At 70.4% G+C, this 18,285-nt stretch carries 15 protein-coding genes; 4 read left to right on the top strand and 11 right to left on the bottom strand.

Annotation, left to right across the window (positions count from 1 at the left end):
* Nucleotides 1-57: 57 nt before the first annotated feature.
* From ABT085_RS29025 to ABT085_RS29015, 3 genes are all read right to left on the bottom strand, one after another.
* On the bottom strand, nt 58-906 hold the full coding sequence (locus ABT085_RS29025; RefSeq protein ID WP_351614172.1) for an alpha/beta fold hydrolase: 849 nt from the start codon (nt 904-906) through the stop codon (nt 58-60).
* A gap of 78 nt (nt 907-984) precedes the next feature.
* The gene (qcrB, locus tag ABT085_RS29020; RefSeq protein WP_351614169.1) at nt 985-2,616 is read right to left on the bottom strand and encodes a cytochrome bc1 complex cytochrome b subunit; all 1,632 of its coding nucleotides are present in this window, start codon (nt 2,614-2,616) and stop codon (nt 985-987) included.
* A gap of 155 nt (nt 2,617-2,771) precedes the next feature.
* Complete coding sequence (locus ABT085_RS29015; protein WP_351614162.1) at nt 2,772-3,056, bottom strand: WhiB family transcriptional regulator; 285 nt, start codon at nt 3,054-3,056, stop codon at nt 2,772-2,774.
* 161 nt (nt 3,057-3,217) lie between these two features.
* Here ABT085_RS29015 and ABT085_RS29010 point away from each other — a divergent pair, with 161 nt between their 5' ends.
* A complete protein-coding gene (locus tag ABT085_RS29010) occupies nt 3,218-4,144 on the top strand; it encodes an alpha/beta fold hydrolase (protein ID WP_351614159.1) in 927 nt (308 codons plus the stop codon).
* Here the strand turns inward: ABT085_RS29010 and ABT085_RS29005 are convergent.
* The 8 genes from ABT085_RS29005 to ABT085_RS28970 all read right to left on the bottom strand — a co-directional run bounded on the left by ABT085_RS29005 (nt 4,134) and on the right by ABT085_RS28970 (nt 15,182).
* Entirely contained in the window at nt 4,134-4,655 is a 522-nt protein-coding gene (locus tag ABT085_RS29005; RefSeq protein WP_351614156.1) for a MarR family winged helix-turn-helix transcriptional regulator, read from the bottom strand. The genes ABT085_RS29010 and ABT085_RS29005 overlap by 11 nt on opposite strands.
* Nucleotides 4,652-5,383 (bottom strand): sigma-70 family RNA polymerase sigma factor, encoded by a 732-nt coding sequence (locus ABT085_RS29000; RefSeq protein ID WP_351614153.1) that lies wholly within the window; start codon nt 5,381-5,383, stop codon nt 4,652-4,654. The genes ABT085_RS29005 and ABT085_RS29000 overlap by 4 nt, the downstream gene beginning before the upstream one ends.
* A 402-nt stretch (nt 5,384-5,785) precedes the next feature.
* Nucleotides 5,786-8,551, bottom strand: a complete 2,766-nt coding sequence (locus tag ABT085_RS28995; RefSeq protein ID WP_351614151.1) for an ATP-binding protein — start codon at nt 8,549-8,551, stop codon at nt 5,786-5,788.
* Between the two features lie 193 nt (nt 8,552-8,744).
* Nucleotides 8,745-9,941 carry a 2-oxo acid dehydrogenase subunit E2 gene (locus ABT085_RS28990; RefSeq protein ID WP_351614148.1) on the bottom strand — a complete coding sequence of 399 codons (1,197 nt, stop codon included), beginning with the start codon at nt 9,939-9,941 and terminating at the stop codon, nt 8,745-8,747.
* Nucleotides 9,942-9,958: 17 nt separating this feature from the next.
* A complete protein-coding gene (gene aceE, locus ABT085_RS28985; RefSeq protein ID WP_351614145.1) occupies nt 9,959-12,646 on the bottom strand; it encodes a pyruvate dehydrogenase (acetyl-transferring), homodimeric type in 2,688 nt (895 codons plus the stop codon).
* A gap of 207 nt (nt 12,647-12,853) precedes the next feature.
* Complete coding sequence (locus ABT085_RS28980) at nt 12,854-13,390, bottom strand: SDR family oxidoreductase (protein ID WP_351614142.1); 537 nt, start codon at nt 13,388-13,390, stop codon at nt 12,854-12,856.
* A 226-nt stretch (nt 13,391-13,616) separates the two neighbouring features.
* Nucleotides 13,617-14,111, bottom strand: a complete 495-nt coding sequence (locus ABT085_RS28975; RefSeq protein ID WP_351614140.1) for a cupin domain-containing protein — start codon at nt 14,109-14,111, stop codon at nt 13,617-13,619.
* Nucleotides 14,112-14,234: 123 nt separating this feature from the next.
* The gene (locus ABT085_RS28970) at nt 14,235-15,182 is read right to left on the bottom strand and encodes an alpha/beta fold hydrolase (protein WP_351614137.1); all 948 of its coding nucleotides are present in this window, start codon (nt 15,180-15,182) and stop codon (nt 14,235-14,237) included.
* 421 nt (nt 15,183-15,603) lie between these two features.
* On the opposite strand from ABT085_RS28970, the gene ABT085_RS28965 reads away from it, so the two are divergent.
* The 3 genes from ABT085_RS28965 (at nt 15,604) to ABT085_RS28955 (ending at nt 18,226) form a co-directional block, all read left to right on the top strand.
* Nucleotides 15,604-16,380: a DUF427 domain-containing protein gene (locus ABT085_RS28965; protein WP_093508491.1), complete on the top strand. Its 777-nt coding sequence runs from the start codon at nt 15,604-15,606 to the stop codon at nt 16,378-16,380.
* Nucleotides 16,381-16,507: 127 nt separating this feature from the next.
* Nucleotides 16,508-17,458 carry an alpha/beta hydrolase gene (locus ABT085_RS28960; RefSeq protein WP_351614133.1) on the top strand — a complete coding sequence of 317 codons (951 nt, stop codon included), beginning with the start codon at nt 16,508-16,510 and terminating at the stop codon, nt 17,456-17,458.
* A 48-nt stretch (nt 17,459-17,506) separates the two neighbouring features.
* Entirely contained in the window at nt 17,507-18,226 is a 720-nt protein-coding gene (locus ABT085_RS28955) for an alpha/beta fold hydrolase (RefSeq protein ID WP_351614130.1), read from the top strand.
* Nucleotides 18,227-18,285 lie beyond the last annotated feature (59 nt).

The raw sequence follows: 18,285 nt of genomic DNA, 5'->3' as shown, positions 1-18,285 counted from the left end.
GTGTGCGGGGGTCAGGGGGCGGTGCCAGGACGCCCCCTGACCCGCGGCACCGGTGGGTCAGCGCACGGTCCGGGCGGCTGCCTCGATCACCCCGGCGACGTCGGCGGGGTGGGAGACACTCACGGCGTGCGATGCCCGTACGCGCGTGATGTGGGCGTGTGCGCGCTCTGCCATGAAGATCTGGGTCTGCGCCGGGATGTTGCGGTCCTGGGTGGCGACCACGGCCCAGGACGGGATGTTCTTCCAGCCGGGCTCGGAGGCGTCGTCCGCCAAGGCGGCGTTGGTGATCGGGCGCTGTGTGACGGACATGAGGTCCGTGGTGTTGCGGGGGACGTCAGCGGCGAACTGCTGGTGGAACTTGCTCGGTTCGATCGTCAGGTCCGCATCGCGGGAGCCGTCCGGCAGGGTGACCGGCACGGAGTGCAGAGCATCGCCGAGGGTGCTGCCGGGGAACTTGCCCGACAACTCGACGGCGCTCTCTCCCTTTTCGGGGAGGAAGGCGGCGACGAACACCAGGGCCTTGACGTTGTCGGCGTCGTGGGCGGCGTTGCTGATCACCGATCCGCCATAGGAGTGTCCGGCCAGGACCACCGGGCCGTCGATGCCGGCCAGGACCTCTTTGAGGTAGGAGGTGTCGTTGTTCAGCCCGCGCAGAGGGTTGGCCGCGGCGACGACGGGGTAGCCCTCGTGCCTCAGCCTCCTGATGACGCCGTTCCAGCTGGTGGAATCGGCGAACGCGCCGTGCACGAGTACCACCGTGGGCTTCTTCTCGCTGTCCGGTGCGGACGTGGTTCTGTCCGCGTGGGCGGGGGCGACTGCCGTGGCGATGAGGGCGGTGGCGACGGAGGCAGTGGCCAGGAGGGAGAGCGGGGTGCGGACCCGCTGGTAGGTGGAACTGCGGTTCATGGGAGGCCCTTTCGGGAAACGGTGTGCTGTCACCTTCAAGGACCGTGTGCGTGTCGCAGCTGTGACACTTTATTTCTTTTAGTCCCTTTTGCTGGTGGAGTGATGTGTGCCGGTGATTTCCCTGTACTTCTGGACGGTGGGCTTGAGGATCTGTGTCCCCTCGCCGTAGAAGCCGCGGCTGAGCCGCGCGCGCAGCCGTCGCGCCTTGCCGCTCGCGTGGCCGTCTGCGTCGCGTTGTCCCGGGTCGAGGGGCCGGTACTGCTCGTGCGCCGTGAGGGCATGGAGTTGGTAGGGGTCGAGGGGCTGGTGCACCTCTACGTACTCGCCGTGCGGCAGGCGCTTGATGACGCCTGTCTCGCGGCCGTGCAGGACCTTGTCGCGATCGCGGCGTTGCAGACCCAGGGCGATGCGCTTGGTCACGCGGAAGAGGACGACCGGTACGACGAACAGGGCGATGCGGACCGTCCAGGTGACCGTGTTGACCGACATGTGGAAGGTCACGGCGATGATGTCGTTCGCGGCTCCGAGCAGTGCCACCAGGTAGACGCCGAGCCATGCCACGCCGAACGCCGTGCGCACGGGCCGGTTGCGTGGCCGTTCCGGCAGGTGGTGTTCGCGGTCGTCGTCGGTGACCCAGGCCTCGATGAACGGGTAGGCGCCCATGATGAGGAAGAAGCCGAAGCCGGCGAGGAGAGGGATCAGATTGTCCAGGGCCAGGGTGTGGCCCCAGAAGTTCACCTCCCACCCGGGCATGACACGCAGCAGCCCGTCTGCGATGCCCATGTACCAGTCGGGCTGGGATCCCGCGGAGACCTGATCGGCGCGATAGGGGCCGAACTCCCAGACGGGGTTGATCTGGGCGATCGCGGCGATGGTGAATACGACCCCGGCGACCATGCTGAAATAGCCAGCCGCCTTGACCACGTACACCTGCATCGGCAGGCCGACCACGTTTCGCTCCGTACGGCCTGGTCCCGGGTACTGGGTGTGTCGGTGCCGGTGCCCGAGGAAGGCGCGGAAGGCGACGAGCGCCAGCATCAGCGCCGGAATGACCAGGACGTGGATCACGTGGAAGCGGGGCACCAGGTCGTGCCCGGGGAACTCGCCGCCGAACAGGAACATCGACAGGTAGGTACCGACGATCGGTACCGACAAAAGTGTCCCGTTCACCACGGCGAGCCCGGTTCCCGACAGGAGGTCGCCGGGGAGGTCGTAGCCGGTCAGACCACCGAACATGCCGAGGACGAGCAGGGCGAAACCGGCCGCCCAGTTCAGCTCGCGAGGCTTGCGGAAGGCGCCGGTGAAGAACACGCGCATCAGGTGGGCCAGCAGGGAGGCGACGAAGATCAGTGCCGCCCAGTGGTGGGCCTGACGGATGAGCAGGCCGCCGCGTACGTCGAAGGAGATGTGCATCGTCGAGTCGAACGCCTCGGACACGAACTGGCCGCGCAGCGGAGCGTAACTGCCGTCGTAGACGACCTCGTTCGACGACGGGTGGAAGTAGAACGTCAGATACACGCCGGTGACGAGCAGGACGACGAAGCTGTAGAGACAGATCTCGCCCAGCAGGAACGACCAGTGCTCCGGACGGGCCCTGCGAGTGCCGGTCGTGGTAGTAGGCCCGATGCCCATCCGTGTTCTCGCCCAGTCGGCGATTTTGTCACCGCTGCGGCTGCCCGCCGTAGTGACCGGTTCGATTGCGTCGCTCATGTCATTACCACCATCAACACATCACCGGGAGCGCCTTGCGGCCGGGTCTGCGCAACGAAACGGTGCATGGCGACGAGCTGCCGCACCGGGTTTCGTTGCCCTCATCAGAAGGGACCGAGAAAGTGGTGAAGGTGTGACATGACCGTAGGACAGGATCATGCCGGGGTTGTCCGGGTCAGGATGCCTGCGCCGATCCGCTTGACGTCCTTACGTGCCGAGCGTCGTCGCGTCGCGCGGCGCTCGCTCTCCGTCGTGCCGCCCCAGATGCCCTCGACCTGCCCGACGTCCAGCGCCCACTGCAGACACCGCTCCCGCACGGGGCACCGGGCGCACACGGCCTTCGCCTCGTCGATCTGGACCAGCGTCAGACCCGCGGTGCCGATGGGGAAGAACAGGTCGGGGTCGACATCCCGGCAGGCCGCTCTCTCGCGCCAACTCATGGCAGCGTCTCCTTACTCGTCGCGGATGCCTCTCATGTATCTGACCGTCCGCTGGGAGTTCCTGTGACATTCCATGGCGGAGAGCAACGGTGTGAAATACAGTGTGACAACAGACTCAATGTCTTGAGCGGGGCTCCGGGCCGTCGCACCATCTGTGAGTTGTGAACGCCACACAGGGCCCGAGGCCCCTACCCAGCCCAGCCGTCGATCCCCGGGACCCCCTCTCCCCGGGCACCCACACCCTCGTCGTCCAGCACGGCAGGGCCGCCGTCGACCAGCGCTACCACGTCGCCGGAACCGGCCCGGTGTGCGTCGCCCACTCCGGAGGGCCGGGCATCGGCTGGGAGTACCTGCGCATGCCCGAGCTGGAGCGCAGCATGACCGTCGTCTACCTCGAGCCGGTCGGCACGGGCGAGTCCGGCCGGCTGGCCGACCCACGCGACTACACCCTCGCCACCTACACCCACTTCCTGCACGCGGTGATCGAGCACCTGGGCCGCGCCAAGGTGGCCCTACTGGGCCACTCCCACGGCGGCTTCGTCGCGCAGCGCTACGCCCTCGACCACCCCGAGCACCTGGCGTCCCTCATCCTGTACGACACCTCACTGATGACGGGAGAGGAGTTCTGGGCGGCCGCCGTGGCCAACATGCAGAGCTTCGTCCAGCGGCACGCCGACGAGCGGCCGGAAGTGGCCACCTACGTCGCGGGTCTCACCACGCGACTCGACCGGTCCGACGACGAGGGCGCGACGAAGGTGCTGCGCACCATCTCGCCCGCCTACTTCCACGACTACTGGGGCCGCGAGGAGGAGTTCGCCGCGGGGCGGGCATCCCTGCGGATGTTCGCGGCACCGGCCTGGGGGGTGGAGCCCCCGTTCGACGTCCGCGAGGAACTACCCCGGCTCACCGTTCCGACCCTGGTCCTGGTCGGCGGGGACGACTTCATCTGCGGGCCGCGCTGGGCGCACATGATGCACCAGCTCCTTCCCGACGCCCGGCTGGTGATCCTGCAGGAGACCGACCATCTCGGGCACATCGAGCGTCCCGAGAAGTTCACGGCGGTCGTGCGCGACTTCCTCAACGGATGACCGTGCGGGCGTCGCTCTCGCCGATGAGGAAATGCCACAGGAGGGGATCCGCCTCCTGGGAGCCGAGATCGCGGACCGCGTCCCGGACGACCTGTTCGTAGCGGGACGCGGTACGGCGCAGCGCGGCGTGCCCCGCCGGGGTCAGCAGCACCTGCACGCCGCGCCGGTCGTGGTCGACGGCGCTCGAGATGATCAGGCCCTGTCGGCGCAGGCGTGCCATCAACCTGCTCGTGGCGGACTGACTCAGGCCGAGCCCGTTGGCCACATCCCCGAGCCGCATGGGTTCGGCGCCGGCGTCCGCGGCGGAGCTCCTTCCCACGTAACGCAGGGCCAGTACTTCACTCAACCCGAACCCGGTCTCCTCGCGCAGCCGCCGTTCCACCGTCCCCTGGACGCGGCGGTGGAGGCGGTCGAGGGCGTCCCACCGGTCGGTCGCGCAGGACTGCGTGCGATCGTCGGCAGGGCCGGTGCGCACCTCGCACACCACGTCCTCGTGCGACGTGCCGGTCATGCGGTGGCCCGGTAGGAAGGCGCGCCGTCGCGCGCGGCCGTCCCCTCGCCGGAGTACGGCGCGTCCTGGCCGGTCAGCACGTGCTCCAGGCGGTCGAGGTCTCCGGTGCGGGCGGCGACGAAGATCGCCTGAACGAGCCGCCGATGGGTGGCCGCGTCCACGTGCTGCCGGTGCCGCCGGTTGTTCAGTCGGTCCTGCGCGCGGGAGACCTGCTGCCGTGCGTTCGCCACGGACAGGCGGAGCAGGTCGCCGATCTGGTCGTAGGAATAGCCGAACGCCTCGCGCAGCACGTACGCCGCGCGCTGGTTGGGGGTCAGGGTCTGCAGAAGCAGCAGGACGGCATGTTCCACCGAGTCCTGGCGTTCGGCCAGGGCCTCCGGTGTCATCCCGGTGTCCGTGGACTCCGGCAGCCAGGGGGTGGCACTGGACTCGCGGCGTCTGCGTGCCGACTGCAGCACGTTGATGGCGAGCCGGACGGTCGTCGTGCGGAGCAGCGCACCGGGGTCGGCGACGACGGTGCGGTCCGTGCCCTGCCAGCGCAGCCACGCCTCCTGGATGACGTCCTCGGCTTCGCCGGGATCTCGGAGGATCCGGTTGGCGATCTTGAGCAGTCCTGGCCGGACGCGGCCGAACACGAAGACCGCGTCGTTGAGTTCCACGGGCGCGGCAGTGATGGTCACCATCACCGACTGCGGACTCTGCCGGGTTGCGATCACAGATGTGTCCACGATCGGCTCCTCTGTTGGCTGGGGATCGGCGGCTTCCCTCGCCACCGACACCAACTTCGCGCCGACAAGGGCACTGCCGCGCCCCTGATAGACCGTGGGGCACCCCGTGGTCGTACCGTGGCCGCCACGTGGCCAGGGCCTCCCACCCCCTGGCCCCGCACGCCCCTGGGGCCGGCCACCCCCTGGCCCTGCACGCCTCGGGCTCCTGGCCGGGTTTGGACCTCGACGGGACTGGGCCTCGACAGGACCGGCCATGGACAGCCCGGAGCCACGGGCCGTGGTCCGAGGAGTTCCGTGGGCGCACCGCGTGGTGGGGAGGCCGTCTGTGCGGCCCGCGTGGGCTCCCGACGGGGCGCGGCGCGGCACGCGGATCGCCTGGCCGACTGCGCCGCCCCCAGGGGGTCAGGCGGGACTCGCCGCCACGCCCGGCAGCACGGCGCCCAACTGTTTGCGGGATCGGATCCCGAGCTTCGTGAACACCTTCCGCAGATGCCACTCGATGGTGTGCGGGCTGAGGAACAGCTGCGCGCCGATCTCGAGGTTGGTCAGCCCTTCGCCGGCCAGCCGGGCAATCTGGGCCTCCTGGGGCGTGAGCGCCGCATCGGTGCCGGTGGCGCGCCTGCGCACCGTCTCCCCGGCGGCTTCCAGCTCCTGGCGGGCGCGCTCGGCGAAGGCCTCCGCGCCCGCCCGGTCGAGGATCTCGTGGGCGCGGGCCAGCTGATCCCGGGCCTCGGCGCGGCGGTTCTCGCGGCTTAGCCACTCGCCGTACAGCAGCCGGGTGCGCGCGAGCGCCGTCCGCACCGGGGTGCTCTCAAGCCGGGCGATCGCCTCCCGGTACAGGGCGTCGGCCGTGTCCCCCTCACTGATCAGGGCACGCGCCACCGCGGAGGTGCCCGTCGCCCAGGCCGTGCCACTGGCCTGGCAGATGGTCGCGAGGCGGTCGGCGGCCTCGACAGCGAGGTCCCGCTGCCCGCTGCGGGTCGCCGCCTCCACCAGCTCGACCAGGGAGGAGAGGGCGAGCCCCAGCTCCTGCGGGTACTCGCAGCCCTTGGCGGCGGCGTCGCAGGCTTCCTCGTAACGCCCGAGGCCGTTGTACAGCACGGCCAGCGCCCACTGGGGAGCTGTGAGCGCCTTTCCCTCGCCGCTGAGGGTCCGGTCGCCGGTGATCGTCCCGATCGCCCGCAGCGTCTCGGTCTCGCGGCCACGCCAGGGTTCGATCACCAACGCCCCGTAGTGTGCGAGGAAGTGGCTGCCGGTGGCCTCGCCGATTGTCACCGCTTCCGCGGCGAGCGAGTCCGCGTCGTCCAGATCACCGGCGAAGACCCGGTTCGCCAGCCGCAGCAGGAGCGCCGAGGGGAGCACGGACAGCGTTCCCGTCTCCCGTGCCAGACGGACGAGCTTGGCCGACAGGGTGCTCCAGCTGTCGAAGTCCCACACGTTGTGGGCCATGCGGCAGGCGAACGGGAGCCAGCCCAGTGACTGTTCCACTGTGAAGCCGCCGAACCGCAGCGTGTTCAGTGCGCGGCGCAGTATCGGGGCGCCCGCCGCGTAGCCGTCCGTGGTGGCCAGGGCCAGGCCGTCGAGGAAGAGGTCGGTGGGTCCGGGGTGAGCCGTCGGGGGCGCGGTGCGTGCGGCCCGGGCGACCTCCTCGAGGCCGGGGCCGCTGGACAAGCGGCCCGCGGTGAGGGCCGCGTAGAACGCGTCCCGGTAGGTTTCGCGCGCGATGCCGGCGTCGAGCGGCTCGAACTCCCGGGCCGCCGTGAGCAGCAGCGGCACGGTGGCACCGGCACTGCGGGATCCGAAGGTGATCTGCCCGCGCAGCAGGCTGGCCTGGGCGTGTTGCAGATCGTCGAGCGCGCCCATTTCGGCCACGTTCAGCAGCTCGAGCGCGGCGTCGAACGCTCCGGCCAGGTACTTGGCCCGGGCCGCCGCCAGCGCTCTGCTGCGGCGGCGGGAGGGATCGGGCGTCAGCTCGGCCGCTCGTTCCAGGAAGGCCGCCGATGCGGCGATGCCGCCACGCGCCTGCGCGCGGTCGGCCGATTGGGCCAGTTCGTCCGCCACGGCCTCGTCGGGCTCCGCAGCGGCGCGGGCCAGGTGCCAGGCGCGGCGGTCGGGGTCGGACCGCGCATCCGTGGCCTCGGCCAGTGCCCGGTGCGCCTCCCGGCGCTCGGCCGGTCCCGCCGTGCGGTAAACGGCCGAGCGCACCAACGGGTGCCGGAACTGGACCCGTGTGCGTACTTCCAGCAGGTTCGCGGACACAGCGGGGGAGGCCTCGCTCATGGACACGCCGAGGATGTCGGTGGCGCGGCGGAGCAGTGAGACATCGCCGACGGGCTCGGCCGCTGCGAGCAACAGCAGCCGCCGTGTCTGCGGGGGCAGTTCCTCGACGCGCAGGCTGAAGTTGTGCTCGAGCCTGCCGATGAGTGGCCCCATCGACGGTGAGGCGTAGCCGCCCGCGAGTTCGGCCGCGGTGGTGCTGTGGGGCAGTTCCAGCAGGGCCAGCGGATTGCCGCGCGCCTCGGCAAGAATCCTGCTGCGGACCGGTTCGTCGAACCGGCCGGGAAGCACCGCGGTCAGCAGGGCGCGGGCATCGGGCTCGCTCAGACCCCCAAGGGTGAGCTCGGGCAGCCCTTGCAGGGCGCGTTCCCCGTCCGCCTCGCGGACGGCGAAGATCAGCCCTACGCGCTCCGCCATCAGACGCCGGGCGACGAACCCGACGATCTGGGCGGAGACGCGGTCGAGCCACTGCACGTCGTCGACGAGGCAGATGAGTGGCGTCTCCTCAGCGACGTCGGCGAGCAGGCTGAGGACCGCCAGCCCCACGAGGAACCGATCCGGGGGAGTGCCCGCGCTGAGCCCGAAGGCGGTCTCCAGGGCCGTCCGCTGCGGATCGGGGAGGTGCCCGAGGCGGTCCAGGAAGGGCGCGCACAGCTGGTGCAGACCCCCGAAAGCCAGCTCCATCTCCGCCTCGACACCCGCCGCGCGCACCACGGTGCAGCCCTCGGCGGTCTCGGCCACGTACTCCAGCAGGGCGGACTTGCCGATACCGGCCTCACCGCGCAGCACGAGCACCGCGCTGTGGCCATCGCGCACCTTGGCCAGATGCCGGTCCAGCACCGCTCGCTCGCTCTGCCGCCCGTACAGGAAGCCCGGATTCTTGCCTTTCATGAACACCCCCAGCTGCGAGCGTATAGATTTGGTCTTCGGCCACACAACTCATCTGCGCTGGTCACCTCGTGGGTGAGACGCAGGGCAGTGGCGTCGTGTCGGGCCGTGGTGGAGCCGCGGCCGGGGCCGGCCGACGTGTGTTGCCGGACCGTCGGCGGTCGTGTCCGGCGTATCCGTGGCCACCGCCGTCGCGTCAGCGTATGTCCTCGAACGCCGCAGCCTCGACGATCTTCTTCACGGTGGTCAGATAGCGGGCGGCGTCCGCGCCGTCCACCAGCCGGTGGTCGTAGGAGAGCGAGAGGTGGACCAGTTCGCGGACACCGATGAACTCCTCGTCGCCGTCCTGTACGACCGCGGGCCGTCTGACCGCGGCTCCCACGCCCAGGATGGCCGCCTGGTGCGGCGGGACGATGAGGGTGTCGAAGAGGGCGCCGCGTGTTCCGGTGTCGGAGACCGTGAAGGTGGCTCCGGCCACGTCCGCGGGCGTGAGTCGGCCGGCGAGGGCGTGGTCGGTGAGGTCGTGGACGGCACGGGCGATGCCGCTGACGGTCAGATCGCCCGCGCCCCGCACCACCGGAGTCACCGGCCCCTGGTCGGTGTCGACCGTGATGCCGACGTTCTCGGTGTCGTAGTACGTGATGGTCGCGCCGCCCGTGTCGATCCTGGCGTTGATGACGGGATGTGCCTTGAGCGCCTGGGCGGCGGCCAGGACGAAGAACGGCAACGGTGTCAGGGCGAAGCCCTCGCGGGCCATGTAGCCGTCCGCTGTCCGCCGCCACAGCCGCAGCAGGCCGGTGGCGTCGGCCTCGACGGTGGAGGTCAGCTGCGCCTGCTCCAGCAGCGCCTGCTTGAGACTGTCGCCGACGGCCTTGCGCAGCCGGGGTACGGCGGCGGTGTGCCCGCGCAGGGCAGCCGCCGGCGGAGCCGCTGCTGGTATGGGGCGCGGAGCCGGAGCGGCCGCGGGTGCCGGTGCCGGTGCCGGCATCGGGGCGGGTGCGGGTTGCGGTACCGGGGCCGGGGCGGCGGCGGGGTGCGGCATCGGCGCCGCGGCGGGCGGCTGCGCGACCGGCGCCGATGAGGGGGCGGGCTGCGGTGCGGTCACCGGCGCGGCCAGGGCGGCGGTGACCGCGGTCGCCGCCGACGGTTCGGCGTCGGACGGGCCGATGACGGCGAGCTCGGCGCCCACCTCGACCGTCTCATCCTCGCCGACGACGATGGTCAGCAAGACTCCCGTGGCGGGAGCGGGGATCTCGGTGTCCACCTTGTCGGTGGACACCTCCAGCAGCGGTTCGTCCTCCTGGACGTGCTCGCCGGGCTGCTTCAGCCAGCGGGTCACGGTGCCCTCGGTGACGGACTCGCCGAGCGCGGGAAGGGTCACGGAAATCGTCATGGCGGCGTATGGCTCCTTCAGGTGTCCAGGCCGTAGTGCTTGCGGGCGCGGTCGACGGTGTCGGGGTCCACTTGTCCGGCCTGTGCCAGCCGGTCCAGGGCCGTCACGGTGATCGATTCGGCGTCCACGCGGAAGTAGCGCCGTACGTCCTCGCGGGTGTCGGACAGGCCGAATCCGTCCGTCCCCAGTGAGTAGTAGTCCTGCTCGATCCACTGGCCGATCTGGTCGGGTACCTGGCGCATCCAGTCGCTGACGGCCAGGACCGGACCCGGCGCACCAGCGAGCGCCTCGGTCACGAAGGGCACACGTGTCTCGCCGCGCGTGCGGGCGGTGTCGGCGTCCATCGCGTCCCGGCGCAGCTCCGTCCAGGACGTCACCGACCACACGTCGGCGCGCACGTTCCAGTCGGCGGCGAGCAGTTCCTGCGCACGCAGTGCCCAGTGGACGGCGGTGCCGGAGGCCAGGAGCTGCAGCCGAGGGCCGGACCCGGCGGGGGCGCCGGGTCGGAACGGGTACAGGCCGCGGACGATGCCCTCCTCGATGCCGGGCCACGCAGGAATGGGCGGCTGGGGCTTCGGCTCGTTGTAGACCGTGAGGTAGTAGAAGACGTTCTCGGGCCGCTCCCCGAACATCCGGCGCAGGCCGTCGCGGACGATGACCGCGATCTCGAAGGCGAAGGCCGGGTCGTAGCTGACGGCCGCCGGGTTGGTGGCGGCCAGGAGGTGCGAGTGGCCGTCGCCGTGCTGGAGACCTTCGCCAGTCATGGTGGTGCGTCCGGCGGTGCCGCCGACGACGAACCCGCGGCCCATCTGGTCGGCGAGGGCCCAGAACTGGTCGCCGGTGCGCTGGAAGCCGAACATGGCGTAGAAGATGTAGAACGGGATCACCGGCTCGCCGTGGGTGGCGTACGAGGTCGCGGCGGCGGTGAACTCGGCCATGGAACCGGCTTCGGTGATGCCCTCGATGAGGAGCTGCCCGGTCTCGCTCTCCTTGTAGTGCAGCAGCTGGTCGGCGTCGACGGGGTCGTAGGTCTGGCCCCGCGGCGAGTAGATGCCGGCTGTAGGGAACATCGACTCCATACCGAAGGTACGGGCCTCGTCAGGGATGATCGGCACCCAGCGGGCGCCGGTGCGGCCGTCCCGCATCAGGTCCTTCACCAGGCGGACCAACGCCATGGTGGTGGCGACCTCCTGGTGGCCGAAGCCCTTGAGCAGCGCCTCGAACGGCTGCGCGGCGGGCTCCGGCAGCGGCTTGGCGATCACACGGCGCGCGGGGGCGGGACCGCCCAGCGCGGCGCGCCGCTCGCGCAGGTACCGGACCTCAGGCGAGTTCTCCCCCGGATGCCAGAAGGGGACGACGTCACCGGCGAGGGTGCTGTCGGGGATGGGCAGATCCAGCACGTCGCGCAGCTCGCGGAACTGCGCCATGGTCAGCTTCTTCATCTGGTGGTTGGCGTTGCGGGACTCGAACGCCGACCCGAGGGTGTGCCCCTTGACCGTCTGGGCGAGGATCACCGTCGGTGCCCCCCGGTGTTCGACGGCGGCCCGGTAGGCGGCGTACACCTTCAACGGCTCGTGCCCACCGCGGGAATCCTCGAAGAGCTCCACCACCTGGGCGTCGCTCAGGGTGGCGGAGAGTGCGGACAGGGCGTCTCCGACGAAGAAGTTCTTGCGGATGTAGGCGGCGTCCCGCGCGGCGAAGGTCTGCATCTGGGCGTCGGGCTCCTCGCCCAGGCGGCGCACCAGGTCGCCGGTGGTGTCCTGGGCCAGCAGCGGGTCCCAGGCCTCGCCCCACAGGGTCTTGACCACGTTCCAGCCCGCCCCGCGGAACCGGGCCTCCAGCTCCTGCACGATCTTGGAGTTGGACCGCACGGGTCCGTCGAGGCGTTGCAGGTTGCAGTTGATCACGAAGGTGAGGTTGTCTAGGCCCTCACGGGAGGCCAGCGTCAGGGCGGCTGTGGCCTCCGGCTCGTCCGTCTCCCCGTCGCCGAGGAACGCCCACACGCGGGAGGCGGAGGTGTCCTTGATGCCGCGGGCCTGCAGATAGCGGTTGAAGCGTGCCTGGTAGACGGCGCCAAGAGGGCCGAGGCCCATGGACACGGTCGGGAACTCCCACAGCCACGGCAGGCGCCTGGGGTGCGGGTAGGACGGGAGGCCGTGACCGCCGGCCTCGCGCCGGAAGCCGTCCAACTGCTGCTCGCTCAGGCGGCCTTCGAGGAACACCCGGGCGTAGATGCCCGGCGAGGCGTGCCCCTGGAGGAACAACTGGTCGCCCGAACCGTCCTGTTCCTTGCCACGGAAGAAGTGGTTGAAGCCGATCTCGTACAGCCAGGCCGCCGAGGCGTAGGTGGAGATGTGTCCGCCCAGGCCGAGCCGGGAGCCGCGGGTGACCATGGCCGCGGCGTTCCACCGGTTCAGGGCGGTGATCCTGGTTTCCATGGCGATGTCGCCGTCGAACGCTGGCTGCGCGGCCGCCGGGACGGTGTTGACGTAGTCCGTGGTGAGTAGCCCCGGCACGGACAGGCCGGCGCGGGCCGCGTACTCGTGCATGCGCCGGATCAGGTACACCGCCCGATCGGGTCCGGCGTTGCGTATGACGGCGTCGAGGGAGGCCTGCCACTCGGCGGTCTCCTCGCGGTCACGGTCGGGAAGCTGGTCGAGCTCACTGCTCGACGGGGACGCGGTGGGCCGGGACGGGTCACTCATGGGCGGCCTTCCTCAAGGCATGGGGCGGGGGAGACGGGTGGGGGTGGTGGATGCCGCGGGTCGTCAGACGGTGCGGCGCGGGTGGATCAGCGGTCTTTGAGCCACTGGGCCAACGTGTGACGGCCCGGATGGGCGTCCGGGGCAGCAGGGTCCGCTCCCCGATCAGGGCACCGAAGAACGGCGTCTGTGCGTCGCCGATCACGGGAGTCACGCAGTCCTGGGCGGCGAGCACGTCGGCGGCGAGGTCCTCGAACGGTCGCTCCTCGGGTCCGGCGGCCTCCAGGACGCCGAACAGCGGCACCGCGACGGCGACGTGGGCGAGGGGGCGGCGACGTCGCCGTCGCGACCGGCCGCAGCAGCGGGCACCAGGGAATACGGCAGTGCGGAGCGGCGGACGAGGTCCTCCTGTGCGGCCTTGGCCCGGAGGTAACCCGAGGCGACGCGGTCGGCGCCCACGGCGGACAGGGCCACGTAGTGCTCGACGCCGGTCTCCCTGGCGGCCATCAGGAGGCTGCGGGTGGTGTCGCCGAAGAAGGCCGTGCTGACGTCCTGCTGTCGCGAGGGCGCGTCGGTGATGTCCACCAGGATCTGCGCACCGCGCAGTGCTCGGCGCAGAGCGTGTGCGTCACCGACGTTGACGCCCAGGGCGCGGGAGAGGGGCACCACCTGCGCCCCATGTTCCCGCAGACGGGTGACCGATCTCGAGCCGATCCGTCCCGTGGCGCCTGCAACGACGACTTTCATGCGGTCTCCTTTGCCGGGGGCGGGACGGTCGGGCGTGACGGCCAGGACGTGCTGAGAGGGGCGGCGGCGAGGTCGGATACGCCCGCGCCCTGCCTTGTTGACCGGACGAAAGGTGTTGTTGTGACAAGCTGCCCGTTACCCGAACCTGGGTCGTCCCGACGGCGGGTGTCCCGCGACCACGACCGCGGGGAGGACGCGGGTGCCTCGGGACACCGGAGGGGTGAACCTATTCCACGAAGTAGGAGTCGTGCCGGTCGAAGAAAGCGGAGCGCTCCTCCTGCGAGGCGTGCGCCAGCTGCGACACCTGCTCGAAGTACTCCTCGCGCGGCGCGCCCGGTGTGAACAGCAGGAGCATGTCCGCCGGTGCGTCGGAGTCGTTGCGGAAGGCGTGCAGACCGCCTTGCGGCACGTGCAGGAAGTCGCCCTTGCGGGCGTCCACCCAGCGCACACCGTCGAAGATGCGCACGGTGCCGTCCAGGATGTAGAACGACTCCGAGATCCGCTTGTGGAAGTGCGTCTTCGGGCCGCCGGCCCGCGGCCTCATCTCGACGCGGTACAGCCCAAACTCGCCGCGGGTGGTCGAGGTGGTGGCCAGATAGTGGGTAGCGTCCTTGCCTGGCCCGCTCTCGCCGAGGTCGGGTGGGGTGTCGGCAGGCCGGAACACGGCGCTGACCTCGCCGTTGTCTCCGAAGTACTTCTGTTCCGGGTAGGGGTACGACATGATGGTTTTCCTTTCCTGAGGCAGTCAGGCGGCCGCGTGGCCGCCCGCACTCGTTGTGACCGGTGGGCGCGGTCCGATGTGACGTCGGCGCGGCGATGGGTCGCGGTGCCGCGCGGTCGGGTGTCAGCGGGTGAGGCAGTCGTGGCGGGGGTGTCCCCGTCGCAGGGCCCGTACGTCCCGTACCGCCGCGGCGAATGCCTCGGGGCGTTCCTGCGGCAGGTTGTGGCCGGCGTCCGCGACCTGAAGGTGCAGGCGGGGGCCGGTGAAGTGGTGAGCGGTCGATGACCCGTCGGTCGCCGGGAAGTTGCCGTCGGCGGTGCCGTCCAGGGTGACCGTGGGGACGGTGATCGGAGGAAGGCCGGCGAGGCGGGCTTCCAGATCGGCGTACGCGTCCGCGCCCGGTGCCAGGCCGAGCCGGTGCCGGTAGGAGTGGATGACGACGTTGACGTAGTCCGGATTGGTGAAGGCCTCAGCGGCCCGCTCCAGTTCGGCTTCGCCGAAGGCCCACACGGGGGAGTTGCGTTTCCAGATGACCCGGGCGACGCCCCGTGGATCGGCTGCCAGTCCGGTGCGGCCGCGCTCGGTGAGGAAGTAGTAGAAATACCAGAAACCCGCCTCCAGTTCGGGGGAGATGGGGTTTACGGCGGCGCCGATGTCCTGGATCAGGTAGCCGTTGACGCAGACCAGGCCGAGGACCCGTTCGGGCCACAGCGCCGCGGCGACCGTGGCCGCGCGACCGCCCCAGTCGTAGCCGGCGAGGTAGGCCCGCTCGATGCCGAGGGCGTCCAGGAGCGCGATGACGTCGGCCCCCAGGGCCGCCTGCTGGCCGGAACGGGGAAGAGAGTCGGACAGGAATCTGGTGGGGCCGTGCCCTCGCAGGTGGGGGACGATGACGCGGAATCCGCCTTCGGCCAGCAGGGGGGCCACGTCCACGTAACTGTGGATGTCATAGGGGAAACCGTGCAGAAGGACGACGGTGTCGCCGTAGGGGGAGCCCGTCTCGTAATAGGCGACTTCGAGCACGTCGGTCGTGACACGTCGCAGGGGGGCGAGCAGGGGCAGCGCTGACATGCGAATCCTCCGACGAAGGAGCGGTGGGGGAGGGGAGCCGCGGTTCCGGTCGGGCGCGGCTGGGGGTACCGGGTGGTGTGGCCGGGCGCGTTACCGGGTCAGGCCGCCGCCGGATCCGGCCCTCGGCGACAGTGTGCACAGTGTGCATGGGAAGGTTGTCTTGTTAGTGTCATGAGTGTTGGCGTCATAATGGGTGGGCGTGTGCACGGCGTGATCTCCTCTCCACGGGGGACTGTCTCCCCGCACAGACCGGCCTTCGCCACCTGCTGTGACAGCGAAACAAGCCCTGCTCAGCGCTGTGTGCGTCGGCGCCGGACGAACCCCGCGGCCCGTGACGGCCCGAGGATGCGGGCGTCCCGGGCGCACACACTCTCCGTGTCCGGTCCGAACGGGCACGGAACGACCGACTTAGGTGATGACCATGGAAACCGAAAGTGTTCTGCATCCGAGCTTCCTCGTGCCCGTCGGGCACGTGGAGCCGGTGCCCCGCCGTATCAGGGGCGTGATCGGCGGTCGCACCGTCTTCGACACGCGGCGCGCCCTGTACGTCTGGGAGTGGCAGGCCTATCCGCAGTTCAGCATCCCGGTGCGGGACCTCGTCGACGGCGTCCTCGACGACGAAGGGGTCGCCGAGGAGCACGGTGCGGGCACGGCGCACCGGCACACTCTGTCCGTTGGCGGGGACTCGCGCCCCGGTGCCGCCTGGGTGTGGGGGAAGGACGCCCCGGCGCCGCTCCAGGGCACGGTGCGCTTCGAGTGGCCGGCCATCGACTACTGGTTCGAGGAGGACGAACCCGTCTTCGTCCACCCCAGGAGCCCGTACTCGCGTGTGGACGCCGTGCGTTCCTCCAGCAGCGTCCGCGTGGAGCTGGAGGGCGTGGTCCTGGCAGAGGCGCCGGCGTGCGTCAAACTCTTCGAGACCGGCCTGCCGACGCGCTACTACCTTGACCGCGCGCACGTCGACTGGACCCGACTGCGGCGGACCGACACGGTGACCCGCTGCCCGTACAAGGGAACGACGAGCGGCTACTGGTCGTTCGACGGCGCCACCGCCGCCCACGAGGACATCGCCTGGGCGTACGACTTCCCGACCATCCACGCCAACCGCATCGCGGGCCTGACGGCCTTCTACAACGAGCATGTCGATCTCTTCGTGGACGGCGAGCCGCTGCCGAAGCCCGGCGCACTCCGTTCCTAGCCCCTGCTCCGGTGTCCGGTCCCGGGCCGCGCTCGACTGCCCGGGACCTTTTGGTGTCACACATCTGCTGCGGGCCTGGTCCCATGGTGTGAAAAGTCCTCCTTAATCGCCAGAGAAGGAACACACCATGAGCGACATCGTTCTCGAGCCCGCCGCGCAGGATTTCGCCGACGCGACCGCCAAGCCGCCGCTGCTGTACGAGCTCGGGGTCGAGGGCGCGCGCAAGCTGCTCGACGACGTGCAGGCGCAGCACATTGAGAAGCCCGACGTGGACGAGAAGTGGATCACCGTTCCGGCGGAGGTCGGCGACGTGCGGGTGCGCATCCTCAAGCCCGTCGGCAGCTCTGGCCCTCTGCCCGTCATCCTCTACGTGCACGGCGGCGGCTGGATTCTCGGCAACGCAGGCACGCACGACCGGCTTGTGCGCGAGCTGACCGTCGGGGTGAACGCCGCCCTGGTCTTCGTCGAGTATGACCGCTCCCCGGAGGCCAAGTACCCGGTCGCCATCGAGCAGGCCTACGCGACCGCCCGGTGGATCACCACCGAGGGCGCCGGCGAAGGCCTCGACGCCACCCGCCTGGCCGTCGCCGGTGACTCGGTCGGCGGCAACATGACCGCCGCGCTGACCCATATGGCCAAGCAGCGGGGCGACGTGGCCTTCGTGCACCAGTCGCTGTACTACCCCGTCACCGACGCGGCCCAGGACACCGAGAGCTACCGGACCTTCGCGCACGGCCCGCATCTGACGGCCAAGGCCATGGAATGGTTCTGGGACGCCTACACCACCGACCCCGCCGAGCGCGCCCAGATCACCGCCTCGCCGTTGCGGGCGACGCTGGAAGACCTCCGGGACCTACCGCCGGCGCTTGTCGTCGTCGACGAGAACGACGTGCTGCGCGACGAAGGCGAGGCCTACGCCCGCAAGCTCATCCAGGCCGGTGTGCCGACGACCAGCATCCGCTACAACGCCTCCCTGCACGACTTCATGATGCTGAACACGGTCCGCCGCACCCAGACGTCGACCGCCGCGATCGAGCAGGCCATCCACGTGCTGCGCAAGGCTCTCGGAACCGACTGACACCGCACACCGACCACATTCCCCCGGCACGTCGAAAGGCCATTTTCCATGAGTGCACACAAGCCCACCATCGTCCTCGTACACGGCGCGTTCGCGGACGCCTCCAGCTGGAACGGTGTCGTCGACAAGCTGCTCGCGCACGACTATCCGGTGATCGCCGTCGCCAATCCGCTGCGCGGACTCACCACCGACGCCGACTACGTCCGGCAGATCGTGACGTCCGTCGAGGGCCCCGTCGTCCTTGTCGGCCATTCGTACGGCGGGTCCGTCATCAGCAACGCGGCCAAGGGACTGCCCGAGGTCAAGGCGCTCGTTTTCGTCGCGGCGTTCCTGCCGGAGGAGGGCGAGAGCGCCGTCACCCTGTCGGGCAAGTTCCCCGGCAGCACCCTCGGCGACACGCTCTGGCCCGTGCCGGTGACGCTGCCCGACGGCAGGCAGGTCATGGACCTGTACATCGAACAGGCCAAGTTCCACGATCAGTTCGCCGCTGACGTCCCCGAGGAGACCACGGCCGTCATGGCCGCGACACAGCGGCCGGTGACCGATGCCGCGCTGGCGGAGGGCGCGTCCGCGCCCGCGTGGCGGGACATTCCCTCCTGGGTGCTGGTGGCGGACGGGGACCGGAACATCCCCCCGCAGGTGCAGACCTACATGGCCGAGCGGGCCGGGGCCTCCGTCATGAAGGTCTCCGCCTCCCACGCGGTCAGCGTCTCGCGCCCCGGTGACGTGGCCCGTCTGATCAACGAGGCGGCGCAGGCGACCGCCTGAGCGCCGGAGGCCCGCGCTTGACGAACGCGGGGTGCGGGGTCCGGCTTCACAGCCGGACC

It is taken from the genome of Streptomyces sp. NPDC002265 (assembly GCF_040296125.1).
Taxonomy (GTDB): Bacteria; Actinomycetota; Actinomycetes; order Streptomycetales; family Streptomycetaceae; genus Streptomyces.
The sequence above is the reverse complement of the archived record's forward strand: the minus strand, read 5'-3'. Positions and strand labels throughout refer to the sequence as shown.

Excerpts from the sequence above, each read along its gene's own strand:
- ABT085_RS29025 (WP_351614172.1), bottom strand. The coding sequence starts at position 906 with ATGAACCGCAGTTCCACCTACCAGCGGGTCCGCACCCCGCTCTCCCTC.
- qcrB (WP_351614169.1), bottom strand. The coding sequence starts at position 2,616 with ATGAGCGACGCAATCGAACCGGTCACTACGGCGGGCAGCCGCAGCGGT.
- ABT085_RS29015 (WP_351614162.1), bottom strand. The coding sequence starts at position 3,056 with ATGAGTTGGCGCGAGAGAGCGGCCTGCCGGGATGTCGACCCCGACCTG.
- ABT085_RS29005 (WP_351614156.1), bottom strand. The coding sequence starts at position 4,655 with ATGACCGGCACGTCGCACGAGGACGTGGTGTGCGAGGTGCGCACCGGC.
- ABT085_RS28995 (WP_351614151.1), bottom strand. The coding sequence starts at position 8,551 with ATGAAAGGCAAGAATCCGGGCTTCCTGTACGGGCGGCAGAGCGAGCGA.
- ABT085_RS28990 (WP_351614148.1), bottom strand. The coding sequence starts at position 9,941 with ATGACGATTTCCGTGACCCTTCCCGCGCTCGGCGAGTCCGTCACCGAG.
- aceE (WP_351614145.1), bottom strand. The coding sequence starts at position 12,646 with ATGAGTGACCCGTCCCGGCCCACCGCGTCCCCGTCGAGCAGTGAGCTC.
- ABT085_RS28980 (WP_351614142.1), bottom strand. The coding sequence starts at position 13,390 with ATGAAAGTCGTCGTTGCAGGCGCCACGGGACGGATCGGCTCGAGATCG.
- ABT085_RS28975 (WP_351614140.1), bottom strand. The coding sequence starts at position 14,111 with ATGTCGTACCCCTACCCGGAACAGAAGTACTTCGGAGACAACGGCGAG.
- ABT085_RS28970 (WP_351614137.1), bottom strand. The coding sequence starts at position 15,182 with ATGTCAGCGCTGCCCCTGCTCGCCCCCCTGCGACGTGTCACGACCGAC.
- ABT085_RS28965 (WP_093508491.1), top strand. The coding sequence starts at position 15,604 with ATGGAAACCGAAAGTGTTCTGCATCCGAGCTTCCTCGTGCCCGTCGGG.
- ABT085_RS28960 (WP_351614133.1), top strand. The coding sequence starts at position 16,508 with ATGAGCGACATCGTTCTCGAGCCCGCCGCGCAGGATTTCGCCGACGCG.
- ABT085_RS28955 (WP_351614130.1), top strand. The coding sequence starts at position 17,507 with ATGAGTGCACACAAGCCCACCATCGTCCTCGTACACGGCGCGTTCGCG.